Origin of the sequence: Dermacoccus sp. SAI-028 (assembly GCF_004346775.1) — a bacterium.
Classification (GTDB): domain Bacteria; phylum Actinomycetota; class Actinomycetes; order Actinomycetales; family Dermatophilaceae; genus Dermacoccus; species Dermacoccus nishinomiyaensis.
Genome location: NZ_SMFS01000001.1, coordinates 648,982 through 665,881, shown reverse-complemented (window position 1 = coordinate 665,881; position 16,900 = coordinate 648,982). Strand labels below are relative to the sequence as shown.

General features: G+C 70.0%; 17 protein-coding genes. 3 read left to right on the top strand and 14 right to left on the bottom strand.

Going from position 1 to position 16,900, the window contains the following annotated elements; translation table 11 throughout:
• Positions 1–237, top strand: a complete 237-nt coding sequence (locus EDC82_RS03080; RefSeq protein WP_062258357.1) for a type II toxin-antitoxin system Phd/YefM family antitoxin — start codon at positions 1–3, stop codon at positions 235–237.
• Between the two features lie 89 nt (positions 238–326).
• Here the strand turns inward: EDC82_RS03080 and EDC82_RS03075 are convergent, their stop codons facing one another.
• Positions 327–743, bottom strand: coding sequence for a DUF2530 domain-containing protein (locus EDC82_RS03075; protein WP_231729563.1), 417 nt, complete (start codon positions 741–743; stop codon positions 327–329).
• Between the two features lie 222 nt (positions 744–965).
• On the opposite strand from EDC82_RS03075, the gene EDC82_RS03070 reads away from it, so the two are divergent.
• A complete protein-coding gene (locus EDC82_RS03070; protein WP_038566975.1) occupies positions 966–2,453 on the top strand; it encodes an NCS2 family permease in 1,488 nt (495 codons plus the stop codon).
• A gap of 66 nt (positions 2,454–2,519) precedes the next feature.
• On the opposite strand, the gene EDC82_RS03065 is transcribed toward EDC82_RS03070, so the two are convergent.
• The 3 genes from EDC82_RS03065 to EDC82_RS03055 all read right to left on the bottom strand — a co-directional run bounded on the left by EDC82_RS03065 (position 2,520) and on the right by EDC82_RS03055 (position 4,393).
• Positions 2,520–3,413 carry a DUF3027 domain-containing protein gene (locus EDC82_RS03065; protein ID WP_062258339.1) on the bottom strand — a complete coding sequence of 298 codons (894 nt, stop codon included), beginning with the start codon at positions 3,411–3,413 and terminating at the stop codon, positions 2,520–2,522.
• 2 nt (positions 3,414–3,415) lie between these two features.
• Positions 3,416–3,799, bottom strand: coding sequence for a cold-shock protein (locus tag EDC82_RS03060; protein WP_006946178.1), 384 nt, complete (start codon positions 3,797–3,799; stop codon positions 3,416–3,418).
• 90 nt (positions 3,800–3,889) lie between these two features.
• A complete protein-coding gene (locus tag EDC82_RS03055; protein WP_040014818.1) occupies positions 3,890–4,393 on the bottom strand; it encodes a hypothetical protein in 504 nt (167 codons plus the stop codon).
• Between the two features lie 167 nt (positions 4,394–4,560).
• Between EDC82_RS03055 and EDC82_RS03050 the strand changes: the two genes are divergently transcribed.
• Positions 4,561–5,805: a winged helix-turn-helix domain-containing protein gene (locus EDC82_RS03050; protein WP_062258340.1), complete on the top strand. Its 1,245-nt coding sequence runs from the start codon at positions 4,561–4,563 to the stop codon at positions 5,803–5,805.
• Between the two features lie 67 nt (positions 5,806–5,872).
• Here the strand turns inward: EDC82_RS03050 and EDC82_RS03045 are convergent, their stop codons facing one another.
• The 10 genes from EDC82_RS03045 to nirB all read right to left on the bottom strand — a co-directional run bounded on the left by EDC82_RS03045 (position 5,873) and on the right by nirB (position 16,864).
• Positions 5,873–7,708 carry a DUF2339 domain-containing protein gene (locus EDC82_RS03045; protein ID WP_082740884.1) on the bottom strand — a complete coding sequence of 612 codons (1,836 nt, stop codon included), beginning with the start codon at positions 7,706–7,708 and terminating at the stop codon, positions 5,873–5,875.
• Between the two features lie 117 nt (positions 7,709–7,825).
• Entirely contained in the window at positions 7,826–8,482 is a 657-nt protein-coding gene (locus EDC82_RS03040; RefSeq protein WP_131940604.1) for a response regulator transcription factor, read from the bottom strand.
• Between the two features lie 120 nt (positions 8,483–8,602).
• A complete protein-coding gene (gene macS, locus EDC82_RS03035) occupies positions 8,603–10,000 on the bottom strand; it encodes a MacS family sensor histidine kinase (protein ID WP_144707914.1) in 1,398 nt (465 codons plus the stop codon).
• The gene (locus EDC82_RS03030) at positions 9,997–10,731 is read right to left on the bottom strand and encodes a LemA family protein (RefSeq protein ID WP_006946234.1); all 735 of its coding nucleotides are present in this window, start codon (positions 10,729–10,731) and stop codon (positions 9,997–9,999) included. The genes macS and EDC82_RS03030 overlap by 4 nt, the downstream gene beginning before the upstream one ends.
• Before the next feature lie 130 nt (positions 10,732–10,861).
• A complete protein-coding gene (locus tag EDC82_RS03025) occupies positions 10,862–11,626 on the bottom strand; it encodes a sirohydrochlorin chelatase (protein WP_160126179.1) in 765 nt (254 codons plus the stop codon).
• Positions 11,619–12,569: a uroporphyrinogen-III synthase gene (locus tag EDC82_RS03020; RefSeq protein WP_006946229.1), complete on the bottom strand. Its 951-nt coding sequence runs from the start codon at positions 12,567–12,569 to the stop codon at positions 11,619–11,621. Before EDC82_RS03020 ends, EDC82_RS03025 begins: the two co-directional genes overlap by 8 nt.
• The gene (gene cobA, locus EDC82_RS03015) at positions 12,562–13,347 is read right to left on the bottom strand and encodes a uroporphyrinogen-III C-methyltransferase (protein ID WP_235006096.1); all 786 of its coding nucleotides are present in this window, start codon (positions 13,345–13,347) and stop codon (positions 12,562–12,564) included. Before cobA ends, EDC82_RS03020 begins: the two co-directional genes overlap by 8 nt.
• A 130-nt stretch (positions 13,348–13,477) precedes the next feature.
• Entirely contained in the window at positions 13,478–13,747 is a 270-nt protein-coding gene (locus EDC82_RS03010; protein WP_131940597.1) for a DUF4031 domain-containing protein, read from the bottom strand.
• Positions 13,748–13,826: 79 nt separating this feature from the next.
• Positions 13,827–14,231: a nitrite reductase (NAD(P)H) small subunit gene (locus EDC82_RS03005; RefSeq protein ID WP_006946104.1), complete on the bottom strand. Its 405-nt coding sequence runs from the start codon at positions 14,229–14,231 to the stop codon at positions 13,827–13,829.
• Positions 14,228–16,864, bottom strand: a complete 2,637-nt coding sequence (gene nirB / locus EDC82_RS03000; protein WP_131940595.1) for a nitrite reductase large subunit NirB — start codon at positions 16,862–16,864, stop codon at positions 14,228–14,230. The genes EDC82_RS03005 and nirB overlap by 4 nt, the downstream gene beginning before the upstream one ends.
• Positions 16,865–16,900 lie beyond the last annotated feature (36 nt).

Here is a 16,900-nt window from a genome sequence, read left to right as displayed (position 1 = left end):
ATGACGACGGTCAACATCCACGAGGCGAAGACTCACCTTTCCCGGCTGCTTGCCAGGGTCGGGGCCGGCGAGTCGATCACCATCGCCAAGGCGGGGCGGCCCATCGTCGACCTCGTCCCGCATGTCGCCGAGCCCGTCAGGTTCGGCACACTCGATGCGTCGTGGACGACGGCGGACGACGCCTTCGGCGATGAGATCGACACGCTCGTCGGGGCGCTGTTCGGCGCCGGGCGATGAGCATCCTGCTCGATGCCCACGTCGCGCTGCGGCTACTGCAGGACGACCGCGGTCTCGGCCGAAGTGCGAAAGACGCCATCCGCGAGAGCTCACGCAGCTTCGGCGTTGCCACGTCCGCGACGCACGTAGGCCCAGCCCATGAGTCCGAGGACGGCGCCCGCGACGCACGTCCACGGCCACCAGTCACGCTCGCCCGTGTGCAGGGCGGGCACGAGAAGCGTCACGACGAGCATGACGACCCAGCACGCGACGCCGACGAGGATCACCTTGGGTGTGTCGACGTGCAGCGGCTGCGGCTTCGGAATGACGGTGTCGCCGCCGGTGAACAACTTCTCGTACGGCGATTCCTCGAGTCGCGCCTGGCCCTCGGGGGGGAGCACGACGCCAGCTTCGTAGGACATCGAGTGCTCGGCGCGCTCCCGCATCTCGCGGGCGCGCTCGATCGAGCGGGGCGTCGCACCGTCAGCACGCGGCGCGCGCTTCGGCTGACGCTGGTCTGGGCTCACCGCCACAGCCTAGTTGACGCGCCCCTGACGGGCGGCGAAGCACCGACAGCCGAGCTCGGCGCCGGCGCCCTCAGACCCGGCGGCGCGCCTCTGCTGAGCGGGGCGAAGGGACGGCAGACGTCACTCACGGGCCCGGTCATGGGCGCGCACCCGACGAGGCGGCGACGACCACCCGCTGAGCACGTTTCCCGGCGCACACGGGCGCCAAATACGATGTGCGCCATGTCGAGCACAGTCACTTCGGCCCCCGCCCCCGGGCCGCCCGCGAACGCCCTGGATCGCTACTTCAAGATCAGCGAACGCGGTTCCACCGTCGGACGGGAGATCCGCGGTGGCCTCGTCACCTTCTTCACGATGGCGTACATCGTCGTCCTCAACCCCATCATCATCGGCACGGTGCCGGACTCGACGGGCCATTACATCGGTGGCGGAACGTCGCCGAACCTCACCCTCGTGGCATCCGTGACGGCCCTCGTCGCTGGTGTGATGACGATCTTCATGGGCGCGATCGCCAAGTTCCCCCTGGCCATCGCGACCGGCCTCGGTCTCAACGCATTCGTCGCCTACTCCGTGGCGAAGTTGCCGGGCATGACCTGGCCTGACGCCATGGGGCTCGTCGTCATCGAGGGCTTCATCATCTTCCTGCTCGTCATCTCCGGTTTTCGCAAGGCACTGTTCGCGGCGATTCCGCACTCGTTGAAGACGGCCATCAGCGTCGGCATCGGGCTGTTCATCTGCCTCGTCGCCCTCCACGACGCGGGTTTCAACTCCGCCGGCGGCGGCTTCCTCCAACTTGGCCCGAGCGGCACGCTGCAGGGCTGGCCGGTGCTCATCTTCATCATCGGCGTGCTCGGCATCGCCGCGATGATGGCCCGCAAGGTGAAAGGCGCCATGCTCGTCGGCATCCTCGGTGCGACGACGCTCGCCGTCATCGCCGAGACGGTCGGCAACATCGGCAGCAAGACGAACGCCAAGGGGGACGTCGTGAACCCGGGAGGGTGGTCCCTCACCGTGCCGCAGGTGCCCGACTCGTTCGTCTCGCAGCCGAACTTCTCGATCATCGGCGACTTCTCGCTGTTCGGTGCCTTCGGCAAGATCGGCACCATCTCCACGATCCTCATCATCTTCACGCTCGTGCTCGGCGCCTTCTTCGACCTCATGGGCGCGATGTACGCCGTCGGCGCCGAGGGAGACCTGCTCGACGAGGATGGTGTGCCCGAGCACTCCGAACGCATCATGATCGTCGACTCCGTGGCCGCGATGGCCGGCGGCGCCGGCTCCATCAGCTCCAACACGGCCTTCATCGAATCGGCGTCCGGCGTCGGCGAGGGTGCGCGAACCGGCCTCGCCTCCATCGTCACCGGCGTGTGCTTCCTGCTCACGACGTTCCTGGCCCCGCTCGTCGAGATGGTGCCTTCGGAGGCCGCCGCGCCTGCCCTCGTCATCGTCGGCTACCTCATGATGACGCAGGCGAACGACATCGACTGGAAGGACATGGAGATCGGCCTGCCCGCCTTCCTGACGATGGCGCTCATGCCCTTCACCTACTCGATCGCCGTCGGCATCGGCGCCGGGTTCATCAGCTTCATCCTGATCAAGCTGGTCAAGGGCAAGGCGAAGGACGTGCACCCACTCATGTACGTCGTCGGGTTCTTCTTCCTCGTCTACTTCGGGATCGAACCGGTCAAGCAGATCCTCGGCGTCAGCTGAGGTGTCGATCATGCGGCGAGGGCCGCCCACCACGTGGTGGGCGGCCCTCGCCGTATGTTCGCTGCCTCAGGCCTCGTCGTGCTCGGTGTTCTCCTGCTCGGTGTTCTCGCGCGCACCCTTGCCGCCGCCCGAGACCTCCAGGTCGACGTCAAGTTCGTCGAGCACCGGCGCGTCCTGATGGTCGTGCGCCTGCGGAGCTTCCATGTCGGCCTCGGAATGGGCGCCGCACCCGAAGTCGAGGGCGACGACCTTGCCGTCGGCGGGCGACCAATCATTGGCACAGACACCGAACTGCTGACGCAGCACACCCGCCATCGGCAGGAAGTAGCCACACGTCGCGCACGGCGCGGGAGCCTTGCGGGCGATGTCGGACGACGGCCCGTTCTCTCCGTCGTACCAGCGCTGAGCCGCCTCGTCGCGCCCCTCTGCCGAGAGCACGCGCGCGCGGCCGAGGCCGAGCTCGAAGATGGCGACCTGGTCGACGTCCTCGTTGCCGGTTGCCTCGAACCCGCCTTCGAGGCGCGGGTCGTCCTCCTTGTACGGCAGCACGTCGCCGGCGCTCAGGTCCCCCGGGGCGAGCCGGTCAGCCCAGGGCACCCACTCGGGCGCGAGGATCGACGACGCCGTCGGCACGAGATTCGTCTCGCACACGGTGGCGACCTTCGCGCGGGGCGCGCGGGCCACGGAGACGGCCCACTGCCAGTCGGGGTAGCCCTTGGCCAGGCTCGCGAAGTAGTGCGTGCCGAGTCGCTCCGAGTTCATCTCGAAGCGCACGTGCTCACCGACCGTGTCGCGGTAGGCGATCTCGACGACGGCGGCGCGCGCCATGTCGCGTGCGGCGTCAGCGGCGAGTACGGCGTCGTTCTTCACCACCTTGACGCGGCGAGCCTTCGGTGACGACGCGGGCGCCGGCTCGACGGGTTCGCTCGCCGCGGAGGGCACGGAGGGGACGTCAGACATGATCAGACCTCGAGGTCGTCGGCCACGGCGCGCAGCACCGTCGCGATCTTGTTCGAATGGCTGCGGTCGGGGTAACGCCCCTTCTGCAACCCGGAGGACAGGTCGTCGAGCAGACGGATCACGTCTTCGACGATAACGCTCATCTGCTCAGCGGGCTTGCGCTTGCGCTCGGCGATCGACGGCGGCGCGTCGAGCACCTGGACGTGCATCGCCTGCGCGCCCTTGCGCCCGTCGACGACGCTGTACTCGATGCGCATTCCGCCCCGCAGCTGGCTCACCCCGGCAGGCAGCGCACTCGCGGGGACGAAGACGTCGACGCCGTCGTCCCCGGAGACGAAGCCGAAGCCCTTCTCGGCGCTGTAGAACTTGACCTTGCCGACCGGCACGTCGCACCTCTTTGCTCATGAGGCCGGCGGGCGACCTCGGGTGGGATGGCTCGCGCGTGCGGCACCCCGTCGAACACTAACTTTTCGAGTTTACCGGCGCGTGTGCGGCGCCTCCGAATCGTCGGCCTCGACGCGTTCCACGCTCGGCTCGGCGACCTCGATGCCGGCGTCATCCGAGCCGCCGCCGCGCTCGTGTGCACCGTCGCCGCGACGGGCCTCGTCCTCGCGTAGTTGCTGCTGCATCTGCCGCAGCATGTCGGCGCGGGCCGAGCGCGACGCCGCATCGCCCGCCGACGCACGGCGGGCGGTCGGCGGCTGCGTGACGGCGCGCGAGCGCCACCAGAAGAACACCCCGCCGAGCAGCATCGCGAACCCGGCCAGCAGGACGACGAGACAGACCAGCGCCCACACCACCATGGCGGCATGGAGCAGCGCGCCGACATGCCCCCGGTCAGCGAGCTTGACGGCTACCGTCACCCACGCGCCGATGAGCAGTGGCGAGGCCACCCACAGCAGCGCAGCGCCGACGATCGCGAGCCGTTTGCCGCGCGCCAGCAGCGCGGTCGAGAAACTCTCCTCGTGCACGTCGTCCATGGCGCGAACGCTACCGCGCGCCGGCGACAACCCCGTCATTCCAGGCCTTCGGCGCCGCCCGCCAGGTGCCGAGTGCTGCCCGGACGTCGGCGCGTCGCCACGCCGTCACGGGGCCGGAAAACCCCGAGCCGACGGGGTTGTCGGGGCCGCCCACTACTGTCGGCGACATGACGAACCGCAGTCCGCGACGCCTCAGCACCGCGCAGGCACGCCGCATCGCGTTGGCCGCCCAGGGGTTCGCGAAGGCACGCCCCGAGAGCGTCACGACACGCCACCTGACGGCGACCGCCGCGCGCCTGCAGGTCGTGCAGATCGACAGCGTCAACGTCCTCACGCGCAGCCACTACCTCCCCTTCTTCAGCCGCCTCGGCCCGTATGCGCACCGCGACCTGGACGCGCTTCGGGACCGCGCGCCACGTCGTCTCGTCGAGTATTGGGCGCACGAGGCCAGTCTCGTGACGCCGCAGGTGTGGCCGCTGCTGCGTCACCGCATGGCGCGCGCCCATGAGGACGCCTGGGGTGGCATGCGTCGCGTCGCAGCCGAGCACCCCGACCTCGTCGAACGCGTCCACGCCCACGTCACGACGCACCCGCCCGCCACAGCCCGCGAGATCGAGGTCGCGCTCGAACACGACGAGCAGCTGAACAACGACCACTGGGGCTGGAACTGGTCGCTCGTCAAGGCAGCTCTGGAGCACCTGTTCTGGGCCGGCCGCATCACCTCGGCCGGACGAACGCCGCAGTTCGAACGTCGCTACGCGAGCCTCGAGCGCGTCCTGCCGAACCAGATCGCCGACGCCGCGCTGGCCGAGGAGTTCTTCTCACCGACCTCCCTGATCGACGCCCCTGCGGGCAGCGACGTCGCCTACTTCGACGACGTCGTCGAACTCGTGCGGCGCGGCGCGATGGCGCACGGGGTCGGCACCGAGCTGTGTCTAAGGGATTACTTCCGGCTCAAGGGCGCGCAGGTGCGCCCGGCGATCGAGCACCTGGTGTCGGCGGGCGAACTCGAACCCGTCGACGTCGAATGCTTCGACAAACCCGCATGGCGCCACGTCGATGCAAAGAACCCTCGCCGCATCGAGACGGCCGCGCTGTTGTCGCCGTTCGACTCACTCATCTGGCAGCGCGAACGCACCGAGGCACTGTGGAACTTCCGCTACCGCCTCGAGATCTACACCCCCGCCGCGAAGCGTCAGTACGGCTACTACGTCCTGCCGTTCCTGTTCGGCGAGCGCCTCGTCGCGCGCGTCGACCTGAAGGCCGACCGCGCCGCCGGGGTGTTGCGCGCTCACGCGATCCACTGGGAGCCGGGCGCCCCCGCCGCACACCCAGGCGCCGCGGACGCCTTGAGCGACGAGCTCACGACGATGGCGACATGGCTGGGTCTCGAGGGGTGGCGCGCCGCATGAACGACGCGCGCGCACCGGTGACGGGTGGAGTCCGCCCCACCCGTCACCGGTGCGCGTTTGGCTCATGTCAGACGTGACGCTCCTGATGCGGCTCCGACGATGCCTTCGGCTGCTTCGCCTCCTTCGAGGCCAGCGCGTAGGTGCGGGCGTACGTGGTGCCGGCCGCGAGCAGGACGAGGCCTGCGACGACGCACGTCATGGCCCGCGTCATCGCGCCCATGTAGGCGAGATCGAACATGAGCAACTTGAGAAGGGCACAGCCGAGCAGCGCGAGACCCCACGCCATCGACGCCGACAGGTGGCGCGGCCGCGTCAGGCCGGCGACGAGCACGAGAGCGGCGAGCGCCATCGTGCCGACGGTGATGACGAGGTGCACGAGGAAGAAGCCCGACGGCGTGCGACCCAGGCAGGTGATCAGCGACATCGCGAAGCCCAGCAGACCGATGAAGCCGGCACCGACGAGCGTCATCTGGACGTGCGGCGCGGGCATCGCCCGGCCCCGGACCGACCAGGTCGCGACGGCGGCCACCGTGAGCATGAGCAGCCCGCTCACCGCGACGGATGCCGGCAGTTCAGCGGCACGCCCCCGGTAGAACAGGTCGATCGTGGGAGAGGCCACCTGCTGCGCGACGGCGGCGAGACCCAGCGCTCCGAGGGCCAACTGACCGTCGATGCGCCGACGCGTCATGCCCTGCGCGGCGAACAGCACGAGCGCAGCGGCGAGGAACGGTAGGGCGAGCCACGGCCCGGTCGTCATGGCGAAGGCCAACGTCAGCGCGTTGATGACGGTGACGACGAGCGCGCCCAGGCGCAGCTCGCGCCCCGCGTGCCGCAGGGCCCACCACGTCAGTGCCGCGACGAACGTCGCCCCGAGGGCCAGCAGCGTCCACGTCGAACGGTCGGCGCGGATCATGAAGACCCACATCGGCAGCCAGGCGCTGACGTAGGCGGCCGCACCCCAGCGCGCGTCGGGACGAACCGTCGCGGTGAGCAGCGTCGTCGTCACCGCGGTGAGGGCGATGAGGCCGATCATGACGGGCACCTGGACGCTGTGGTCGAGGTCGATCCAGAACGTCGCGGCGAGCACGACGGGGACGGTCCGCGCGAGGCCGAGCTCGTCCCAGCGACGCGTCGGCTCGGGTGCGACGCCGACGAGCTGGATGACGAACAGGAACGCGACGAGCGCGAGGCCGGGGCCCTGCGTCAAGAAGGGCGCGAACACGCAGACCGCGACCATGATCGCGATGGCGAGCCATTTCTCGTCCCAGCGCATCGCGAGCAGGAACGCGGCTGCCGCGACGACGAACGCCATCGCGAGGCCGACACTCAACGGCACCCACGCGTAGAGGCGGGTGACGGCGATGACGTCGAAGTACGCCGCGGACGCTGCCGTCGCGAGCAGCGCGATGGAGCCGATCTGGCCACCCGGTCGACGGCGCACCCACGACGCGGCCGCGGCGAGAGCCGCCGAACCCGCGGCGCCACCGACGACGCGGACCGGCGGCGTCAGGATGCCTTCACGCGCCGCCATGACGAGCAGGAGCACGACCCCGACGAGCGTGACGACGACGCCCGCGGCCGCCAGCAGCATCGCGACGATCTGCTGGTTGTCGAACCGTCGAGGCTTCAGTTCGGGAGGTGGCGGCGGGATGAACGCGAGCGAACCGGGAAATGCGGGTGCCGGTCCTGCACCAGAGCGCCCGTCACGGGGAGCCTGACCGGGAGCGGCACCGCTGTACTGGCCTTGCCGATGACCACTGTTCGGCGTCGCCCCCATGAATGGTGGCGGCGGCGTCGAGTGGCCGTCAGGAGCGTCGAAGGCAGGGCGTCCGGGGTACGACGGACCGTAGGGCGGCACCGGGCGGGACGGGTCGAAGGAGTTCGAGGGCTGGTTCTCATTCATGCCTTCGAGCCTCGTCGGCCGTCGGCTTCGGCGCCTGAGCAGGACTACTCAGACGACGTGAGTAATGGACGCGAGTGAGTGCTCAGGGCGCCCCTGCCCACGCAGGTGCGGCGAACGTCAGTCGAGGCCGTTCTCGAGAGCGAACCGCGTCAGTTCGACGCGGTTGGCAAGGTGCAGCTTGCGCAGCGTCGCGGCGACGTGGTTGTCGACGGTGCGGCTGCTGAGGCCGAGCCGCGAGGCGATCTGCTTCGACGCGAGCCCCTTCGCAACCATGCGCAGCACCTCGCTCTCGCGGGGCGTCAGGGCGCTCGCCGGGTCGTCCGTGGTGTCGACGCGGCCACGCAGGTGCGCGAGCACCAGCCCGGCGAGTTCGGGGGTGAACACCGCGTCTCCGCGCAGCGTCGCCTCGACCGCGTCGACAAGTTCGGCGGCGCTGGCACTCTTGAGCAGGTAGCCCGACGCGCCAACCTTTACGGCGTCGAGCACGTCGCTGCGCGCCGACGACGCCGACAGCACGAGCACCTTGACCTCGGCGAGCGTCAGCATGATGGCGGACGTCGCGTCGGCACCGTTGCCGTCGGGCAGATTCATGTCCATGAGGACCAGGTCGGGGCGCGTCGCGCGAGCGCGATCGACGGCCTCGCGCACGGACCCGTCGGTGGCGACGACGTCGTAGCCGCGCGCGACGAGGTCGCGTTCGACGGCGTCACGCCACATCGGATGATCGTCGACGATCATGACGCGGGCCTGGGGCTCACGGGACGAGTCATTCATGACGACATTGTCGCGGACGCCAAGATCGCGAGCCACCGTGGCGCTGCGGCGCTCCACTGCTGCGGCGGATGAGAACGCCCGTCGCGCGACACGATCATGATCGAGGCCGCTTGCCGCGCCTCAGCGCGGCACCGTGAACTCCCACTCGACGCCCTCGCCCGGCGCGGTGGTGAGATGCGCGCGTCCGCCGATCGCCTCGATGCGTCCGACGATCGATCCGCTGACGCCCAGTCGCCCTTCGGCGCGTGCCTGCGCCGGCCGTTCCGGCGACATGCCCACGCCGTCGTCACGGACGGTGACGACGACCTCATCGCCGAGATCCTCGAGCAGGACGTACGAGGTCGCGGGTGCGCCACCACGCCCGGCGTGCAAATCGGTGTTCGTCAGGGCTTGCCGCACCGCCGCGGTGATCTCGGCGACGACGTCGGGGCGCAGCGTCACCGCCTCGGCTCCGGCGCTGACGTGGCACCGACGGCTCTCGAGGGCGAGCAGCACCTGGCGCAGATCCGTCGGGTCAGGCGCGTCAGACCGGCGGGCAGCACCCCGCGCCGGCGCGTCCACCGACGACGCCTCTATGCCGGCGTCGAGAGCTCCCCCACCCCGCGCCACCCCGTTCTGACCCGCATCACGCAGGCTGGAGGCGACTCCCCCGGCGAGACCATTCAGACGCACTGCCCCCGCGTTGCCCGCCCACGTGCCGTCGCGGCGCGCGCTGTCGTCGCCGTCCGCGATGAGGTGGCGTAGAGCCTGCTCCTGCTCGGCGGCGAGCTGCCCGACACGCGCGAACTCACCACCCGCGCGCTCCCCTTCGCGCGCGGTCAAGGCGAGCACCTGCAGCACTCCGTCGTGCACCTGCCGGGCGAGCCGTTCGCGCTCCGCGGCCCGGGCGCGCAGCTCGAGCGCCCTCGTCAACTGCTCGTGGGCGCGCTGCACACCGTGGCTCGCCACCCCCGCGGCGATGCCCGCACTGACGAGAATGGGCAGCGTCGGTGAACGTTCGAGCCACGACAGATCTCCGCCGACGTGCAGGCACGCGAGCCCCAGGACGACGGCGCTCGCGAAACCTGCGCCGACACCCCACATCATCCCGGCGGTGAGCACGGCGTTCGTCACCCACATCGTCGTCGGCAGGCTCTGGTTGTGATCCCACCAGCTCTCGGGTGCGACGATCCACGTCGAGTAGACGAGCGCGAGCGTGACGACCTGGTCGAGCCCGACGAGCACAGGTCGCCAGGTGCGGCGCGCGAACATCGCGTACGCCGCGATGCCGGACCAGATGCACTGCACCGCGATGAGGGCGCTTGCCAGGTGGGGGCGCGAGTAGTGCGAGATCGCCATCGAATGGATGAAGAGGCTGTATGCGAGCGTCAGGACGCGAAACGCGCCCGAGGTTGCCCAGAGCGAACCCATCGCGTCGTCGGGCAGGCCCACGCCCCAGCCCGTCCATCGGGACGCGACGGACGGCGCCCCGAACCGCACAGGCGATTCGGGGCGTCGACGCAGGTGGGCTCGGCTCACTTGCGCTGCTCGGGGTACGGCACCCCGTAACCCTCCTGGCCGGGCGCCTGGTACTCGCCACTCGCGGTGTTCTGCGTCGGGTACGGCATCTGCGACGGCGGCAGCTGCGGCTGCTCGTTGTACGGACGCTGCTGGCTCTGCGGCGCGTCGAACTGCACGTTCGGCGCCTGGTCGTTCGTCATGTTGACGCGCGGGGCACCCTTCGTCGCCTCGTCGGCCTCGTAGTACTCGGCCTTCGTCACGCCCGCGGGGCCGGCCATGAACTTCGTCGGGATCGAGTCGACCTTCGAGTTGAGCGAGCTGACGCACGCGTTGTAGTAGCGGCGCGCGTTGGAGATGCGGTCCTCGGTCGAGCTGAGCTCGCCCATGAGCTGCTGGTAGTTCTGGTTCGACTTGAGGTCGGGGTAGGCCTCGGAGACGGAGATGAGGCGACCCAGCGCCTGGCTCAGCTCACCCTCGGCCTCGGCGACCTGCGCCGGCGAACCGTTCGTGTTGACGGCCGCACCACGCGCGCGGATGACGGCGTCGAGCGTGCCCGCCTCGTGCTTCGCGTACGCCTTGACCGTCTCGACGAGGTTCGGGATGAGGTCGTGACGACGCGTCAGCTCGACGTCGATCTGGTGCCAGGCCTCTTGCACCGTGTTGCGCTGCTTGACGAGGCCGTTGTACATCATGACGGCTGCGACGACGAGCGCGACGATGATGACGAGAAGGATGATGACGAACGTCATGAGTGGCTCCTGCTTCGAGGGGTCATGTCTGCTTCGACCCTAGCCGACGGCAGCGACCACCGTCAGCGCTCGATGCGTGTCACGGCGCGATTCGCCCCCGGCGGGGCCGGCTGCGCCTGGGGACTGGAGGTCACTCCTCCTCGAAGCGGGTGAGGATCTGCTCGACGATCTGGGGGGATGCGCCCAGCGGCGCGGTGACGATTTCGGCGCCCGAACGCGTCAGCTTGTCATGGAAGTGCCCCTCGCCGAGCAGCAGCGCCGCGACGGCGACACGGACGTGAGGGTGGTCGCGGTTTGCGCTCACGGCGTCGGGCACGGACGGGGTGGCAGCCGAGCCGAAGGCCACGCCGATCGAGGTACCCCAGACGTCAGCGAGCAGACGTGCCTGGGCGCGGGCGTCGGCGGTGGCCTCGGCGCGGCTGGACCCGGCGGCGGCCATGACGATCGCGTCGCCGGGACGCGCGCCTGCCTCGCGGAGGCGCTGCGCGAGCAGTTCCGCGATGGGTCGCGACGGGCCGAGCGCGCCCGTCGAGCGCGCGTTGTCGTGCGGCGCAACGGCTTTCGCGACGTCGACCCGCACGTGGTAGCCGCCGCAGAACAACAGCGGCACGGCGACGACCTCGTCGAACTCGGGCACCAAGCGCGCCACGACGTCCGCGACCTTCGGCTCCTGCACGTCGACATACGCCTCGGTGACGGTGAGGTCGGGGCGCGCGGCGCGAACCGCGTCGGCGAGATCGTGGACGACCCGCCGGCCCTGTGGGCTCGCCGTCCCGTGGGCGACGAGGACGAGTGCGGCTCGCCGGCCGCCACGCGCGGGCGCCGTTGCAACAGCGGAGGATTCAGGGGGCGCGAGATCGGGCGCGGTCGGGGCGACCGTCATGTCGTCAGGCATGGCCGTCATTGTGCCCGCCGAGGGTGTCGGCGACCAGGCGCGTCAAGGCGCCGAGGCGAAAGCGCGTCGGCACGATCGGTTCGACGCCGCACTCGCGCAGCGGCGCCGCGGTGGTGTCACCGACGCAGGCCGCGATGACGCGCCCCTCGCGCAGCATGTCCAGCACGGCATCCTGTTGACCCGAGGCGCGCGCGGCGTCGAGAAAGGCGAAGACGCCGGGAGCTGCGGTGAACGCGACGACATCGACGTCGGATCGCGCGACGAGATCGACGGCGCGCGCGACGGCAGAGGGGTCGGGCGCCGGGCCCCAGCGGTAGACGACGAGCGAGACGACGTCAGCACCTGCGGCGCGCAGGGTCTCGTCGATGCCGTCGGAACCGGCGCCGTGGTGTTGCACAGCGACGCGGACGCCGTCGAGCGACTCCCCGCGCAGACGTTCCTTGATCTCCTCGGCCGTCTCCGAGGCGGCCGTCCACGTGACCTCGAGACCCGCTCCGACGACAGCGCCGCGCGCCTTCGGCCCGCGGGCGTAGATGCGAGTCGTCCGCAGTGCGTCGAGGAGTCGCTCGCGCAGCCCGGCCGCCTCGGCGGCCTCGAACCAGCCCCGGAACCCGATGCCCGTCGTCACCACGAGCAGGTCGGGCGGCTCCTCGATCAGCGCGCGGGTATGGGCGAGCAGCTCAGGGTCGTCGACGTGCGGCACGTGCGACATAGTCGCTGCCCGGATCACCTCGGCGCCGCGACGTTCGAGCGGTGCGGCGAACTCATCGGCCTTGCGCTGCGCGGTGATGACGATGCGCCGCCCGGCGAGGTCGTGCGGCGCCCGTCGCTGCTGGGGAGCGGAATCCGAAGCGAACTCCACCGAAGCGACGGCAGAGGCGTGCGACGCACGCCGAGCGGCGTCTCGAGGGGCGCTCGCGCCGTCCGGCTGCTGGTCACGCATCGGTCTCACCCGTCCCCTCGGTGGTGGCTTGCTGCGTCGTCATGGCGATGATCGCCGCGTCGGGCAGGACGTCGACGACGTCGCCGATGACGATGACGCTCGGGTTGCCGATGCCCCGCGTGGCGCACTCGCCGGCGAGCTCGTCGAGGGTGGAACGCACGACCTGCTGCTGCGGCGTCCACGCACGGTGGACGACGCCCGCGGGCGTCGCGGCCGGTTTGCCGTGCGCGACGAGGCCGGCCGTCAGCTCGCCCAGGCGTCCCATCCCCATGAGGACGACGATGGTGTGCGGCCATGCCGCCAGCGCCGGCAGCGCCAGTTCGTCGTGCCCGGAGAGCACGAGCAGGCCCGCCGACGATCCGCGATGCGTCACCGGGATGCCGCCGGCGAGCGGCGCGGAGAGCGCGCTCGTCACGCCGGGCACGACATCGACGTCGATGCCGTGCGCATGGCAGGACAGGTATTCCTCCCCCCCGCGGCCGAGCAGGTACGGATCGCCGCCCTTGAGGCGCACCACCCGCCGCCCGGCCCGCGCCTCACGCACGAGAATCGCGTTGATCTCGCCCTGCGGAACGGGGTGATGGTGCGGGCTCTTGCCGACGTCGATGATCTCGGCGCTCAGATCGAGACGCGCCAGTTCGTCCCGCGGGCCAAGGCGATCGGCGACGATGACGTCCGCCTGCTCGAGCTCGCGCAGGGCACGCAGCGTCAGCAGGTCGAGCGAACCCGGTCCGCCGCCGACGAGGACGACGCGCCCCGCCGCGACTGCGTCGCTCATCCGTTCCTCCTCGCTGCGGCCCTTCGTGTTCACTCCCCGACCTTAGGCAGCGACGCGCCGCAGCCGCCGTGATGTTCGTGACGCGAGAAGCGTCGCGCACTCACGCCCGCGCAGCACCCGTCGAGCAGTTTCATGATCGGCGCTCCACGGCACGAACCCGCACACCGCCGGCGATCAATCGGCGAATGAGCTCAGTGGCGCGCACGGGCAGCGCGCCACCCGCGACCAACGCGTCGTACATGCGCTCCGGCACGTCGTAGTGGTCGACGTCGAACGCAGCATCCGGAACGCCATGATCGTGCGCGAAGGCGTGCAGCTCGTCGAGCGAGCTGCCGGAGACGAGATGCGAGAACACCGTGCCCCACGCGGGCCACATCGGCGGGTCGATGAGGATGGCCATCGTCCCATCATCGCGGTTGGCCGGGCACATCGCCACCGTCCCCGCCGCAGGCGACCGACCTGGCGAGGCGGCCGGACGATCAGCGCGTCGTCTGCTCCGGTTCTGCGTAGTCGCTCGTGCGCTCGCCCAACTCGATCATCCCGTCGCGCTCACGCACGGCCCAGGTGCCGAGACGGACGGCGCGGTCGGCGACGTCCTCGCCCGTCCGCACGTCGAAGGCCTGCTTGTACAGCGGCGACTGGATGACGTCGTACGTCTGACCGTCGAGAGTGCGCGTCCCGACGACGCCGCGGGCGATGACGTTCGCGAGGGCGTACGGGTCACGGTGGCCGACGGCGAACACCTCGTCGTTCGCGAGGCGCACGAGGGCGACCTGCGCGCCGTCCGGCGTGAGTGCCGCAACGGCCCGCTCCGGTGTCAGCCGGTCGACGGCGCACAGCGGGGTCCACGAGGTACCGGCCTCGCTAGGTGTGGGGGTTGTCATCCCTGGCCTCCTTGTGCAGCGCCTGCGCCGACGGGGATGCGCTCGCCTGCGATCCGGACGGGACGTCGGTTGGAGTCGATGAGTTCGAGGGTGGCGTCGGCCTTCTCGGCCGGGGTCGCCGGGCGGGGCTGGTCACGTTCCACGACGTAGAGCAGATCGGGGTCGACGTTCGTGTCGTCGTTGACGAAGGCCGTGAACCGGGCGAGCTTCTCAGGGTCCTCCAGGACGTCGCGCCACTCGTCGGAGTAGGCGTTGACGTGACGTTCCATCATCGCGTCGAGGTCGGCGCAGATGCCCAACGCGTCGTCCATGATCACCTCGCGCAGGTGCTCGGTGCCGCCCTCGAGCTCGGCGAGCCACGGCGCGGTGCGCTGCAGCCGCTCGGCTGTCGAGATGTAGAACATGAAGAACCTGTCGATGGTGCGGATCAGTTCTTCTTCGTCGAGGTCCTCAGCGAGCAACTGCGCGTGCACCGGCTTGAAGCCACCGTTACCCCCGACGTAGAGGTTCCACCCGTTCTCCGTCGCGATGATGCCGGCGTCCTTGCCGCGCGCCTCGGCGCACTCGCGCGCGCACCCGGAGACACCCATCTTGAGCTTGTGCGGGCTGCGCAGCCCCTTGTACCGGGTCTCGAGGTCGATCGCGAGACGGACGGAGTCGCGCACGCCGAAGCGGCACCAGGTCTGCCCGACGCACGACTTCACCGCACGCAAGCTCTTGCCGTATGCCTGGCCGCATTCGAAGCCCGCGTCGAGCAACTCGCGCCAGATGGCGGGGAGCTGGTCGATGCGGGCACCGAACATGTCGATGCGCTGGGCGCCGGTGATCTTCGTGTAGAGGCCGTACTTCTCGGCGATCTGCCCGATCGCGACGAGACCCGACGGCGTCACCTCACCACCCGGGATGCGCGGCACGACCGAGTACGTACCGTCCTTCTGCATGTTGGCGAGGACGTGATCGTTCGTGTCCTGCATCGTCGCCTGCTGACCGTCGAGCACGTGGCCGTTCTCGAGACTGGCGAGGATGTTGGCGATCGTCGGCTTGCACACGTCACAGCCACGCCCGGCGCCGAAACGCTCGATGACGTCGTCGAAGGACGTGAGCCTCGCGACCTTGATCGCGTTGAACAGCGGGCTTCGTGACAACGGCATGTGCTCGCACAACGACCTGTCGACCTCGATACCGGCCTTCGCCTGCTCGACCTCGACGAGCTTGATGACGAGCGGCAGGCATGATCCGCACGAGGTCCCTGCCTTGGTGCAGGTCTTGATGTCCGAGACCGTCGTGGCACCGTCCGCGAACGCCGCACGGATCTGGCCCGCACTCACGTTGTTGCACGAGCAGACGCCCGCGTCGTCGGGCAGTTCGAGGTTGATCTCGGCCTTCGCGCCGCGTTCGTCCTCGGGGATGACGAAGGCGCTCGGCGCTGCGAGGTCGTGGCCGACCATCGCCCGCAGGCTCGGGAACGCGCTCGCATCACCGACGAGCACTCCGCCGAGGAGGGTGTGTCCGTCATCGGCGACGACGAGCTTGCGGTACCAGCCGGTCATGGCATCCGAGTAGACGACCTCGCGCGCGCCGGGCGTCGCGGCGAACGCGTCGCCGAAGCTCGCGACGTCGACGCCCATGAGCTTGAGCTTCGTCGAGGAATCGGCGCCGTCGAAGTCCGGCGCTTCGCCGAGCAGATGCGCAGCGGCGATCTCGGCCATCGTGTACCCGGGTGCGACGAGGCCCCACACCTCCCCCTGGATGCACGCGACCTCACCGATCGCGTGGATGGCCGGGTCCGTCGTGGCGCAGTGGGTGTCGACGAGGACGCCGCCGCGAGGCCCGAGCTCGAGGCCCGCGGCACGCGCGAGTTCGTCGCGAGGACGGATGCCCGTGGCGAAGACGACGACGTCCACGTCGTCCCGCTCGCCACTCGCGTAGTCCATCGAGGCGACGCGACCGTCGTCGCCCGCGTTGATGCGTGCCGTGGCGGTCGAGGTGCGCACGTGCACGCCGGTGCCTTCGATGATGCGCTTGAGATCCTCGCCGCCTCCCGCGTCGACCTGCATGGGCATGAGGCGGTCAGCGAACTCGACGACCGTCGTATCCGCTCCCATCGCCTGCAGCGCGCCACCGGCCTCGAGGCCGAGCAGACCACCTCCGATGACGGCGCCGCGCACCTGCCGCTCGGGGTGGCGTCCGGCCGTGTCCGAGACGTAGCGCCGAAGCGCCTCGACATCGTCGAGGGTGCGGTAGACGAAACAACCCGTGACGTCGCGCCCCTCGATGGGCGGCACTGCGGCGTGCGAGCCCGTTGCCAGGATGAGGGCGTCGTAGGAGATGTGCTCGCCGCCCTCCGTCTCGACGGCTCGCGCGTCTCGGTCGATGCCGGTGACGAGCGTGCCCGTGCGCAACGTCACCCGTTCGTCGTCCCAGACACTCTCGTCGAGCAGCAGATCTGACGCGGTGGAGCCCGAGAAGAAGCTCGTCAGATGCACCCGGTCGTACGGCGCGAACGGCTCGTCACCGATGACCGTTAGCGAGACGCGGCGCGCGTCGTCCTTCGCGAGGAGCGTCTCGGCGAACTTGTGGGCCACCATCCCCGCGCCGATGACGACGACGTGGGTGGGTCTGTCTTGGCGCATGCTTCCTCCGGAACGGGTCGTGTCATCCCACCGTAC

Coding starts and splice junctions, on each gene's coding strand:
- EDC82_RS03080 (WP_062258357.1), top strand. CDS start 1: ATGACGACGGTCAACATCCACGAGGCGAAGACTCACCTTTCCCGGCTG.
- EDC82_RS03070 (WP_038566975.1), top strand. CDS start 966: ATGTCGAGCACAGTCACTTCGGCCCCCGCCCCCGGGCCGCCCGCGAAC.
- EDC82_RS03065 (WP_062258339.1), bottom strand. CDS start 3,413: ATGTCTGACGTCCCCTCCGTGCCCTCCGCGGCGAGCGAACCCGTCGAG.
- EDC82_RS03055 (WP_040014818.1), bottom strand. CDS start 4,393: ATGGACGACGTGCACGAGGAGAGTTTCTCGACCGCGCTGCTGGCGCGC.
- EDC82_RS03050 (WP_062258340.1), top strand. CDS start 4,561: ATGACGAACCGCAGTCCGCGACGCCTCAGCACCGCGCAGGCACGCCGC.
- EDC82_RS03045 (WP_082740884.1), bottom strand. CDS start 7,708: ATGAATGAGAACCAGCCCTCGAACTCCTTCGACCCGTCCCGCCCGGTG.
- EDC82_RS03040 (WP_131940604.1), bottom strand. CDS start 8,482: ATGAATGACTCGTCCCGTGAGCCCCAGGCCCGCGTCATGATCGTCGAC.
- EDC82_RS03030 (WP_006946234.1), bottom strand. CDS start 10,731: ATGACGTTCGTCATCATCCTTCTCGTCATCATCGTCGCGCTCGTCGTC.
- EDC82_RS03025 (WP_160126179.1), bottom strand. CDS start 11,626: ATGCCTGACGACATGACGGTCGCCCCGACCGCGCCCGATCTCGCGCCC.
- EDC82_RS03020 (WP_006946229.1), bottom strand. CDS start 12,569: ATGCGTGACCAGCAGCCGGACGGCGCGAGCGCCCCTCGAGACGCCGCT.
- cobA (WP_235006096.1), bottom strand. CDS start 13,347: ATGAGCGACGCAGTCGCGGCGGGGCGCGTCGTCCTCGTCGGCGGCGGA.
- EDC82_RS03010 (WP_131940597.1), bottom strand. CDS start 13,747: ATGGCCATCCTCATCGACCCGCCGATGTGGCCCGCGTGGGGCACGGTG.
- EDC82_RS03005 (WP_006946104.1), bottom strand. CDS start 14,231: ATGACAACCCCCACACCTAGCGAGGCCGGTACCTCGTGGACCCCGCTG.
- nirB (WP_131940595.1), bottom strand. CDS start 16,864: ATGCGCCAAGACAGACCCACCCACGTCGTCGTCATCGGCGCGGGGATG.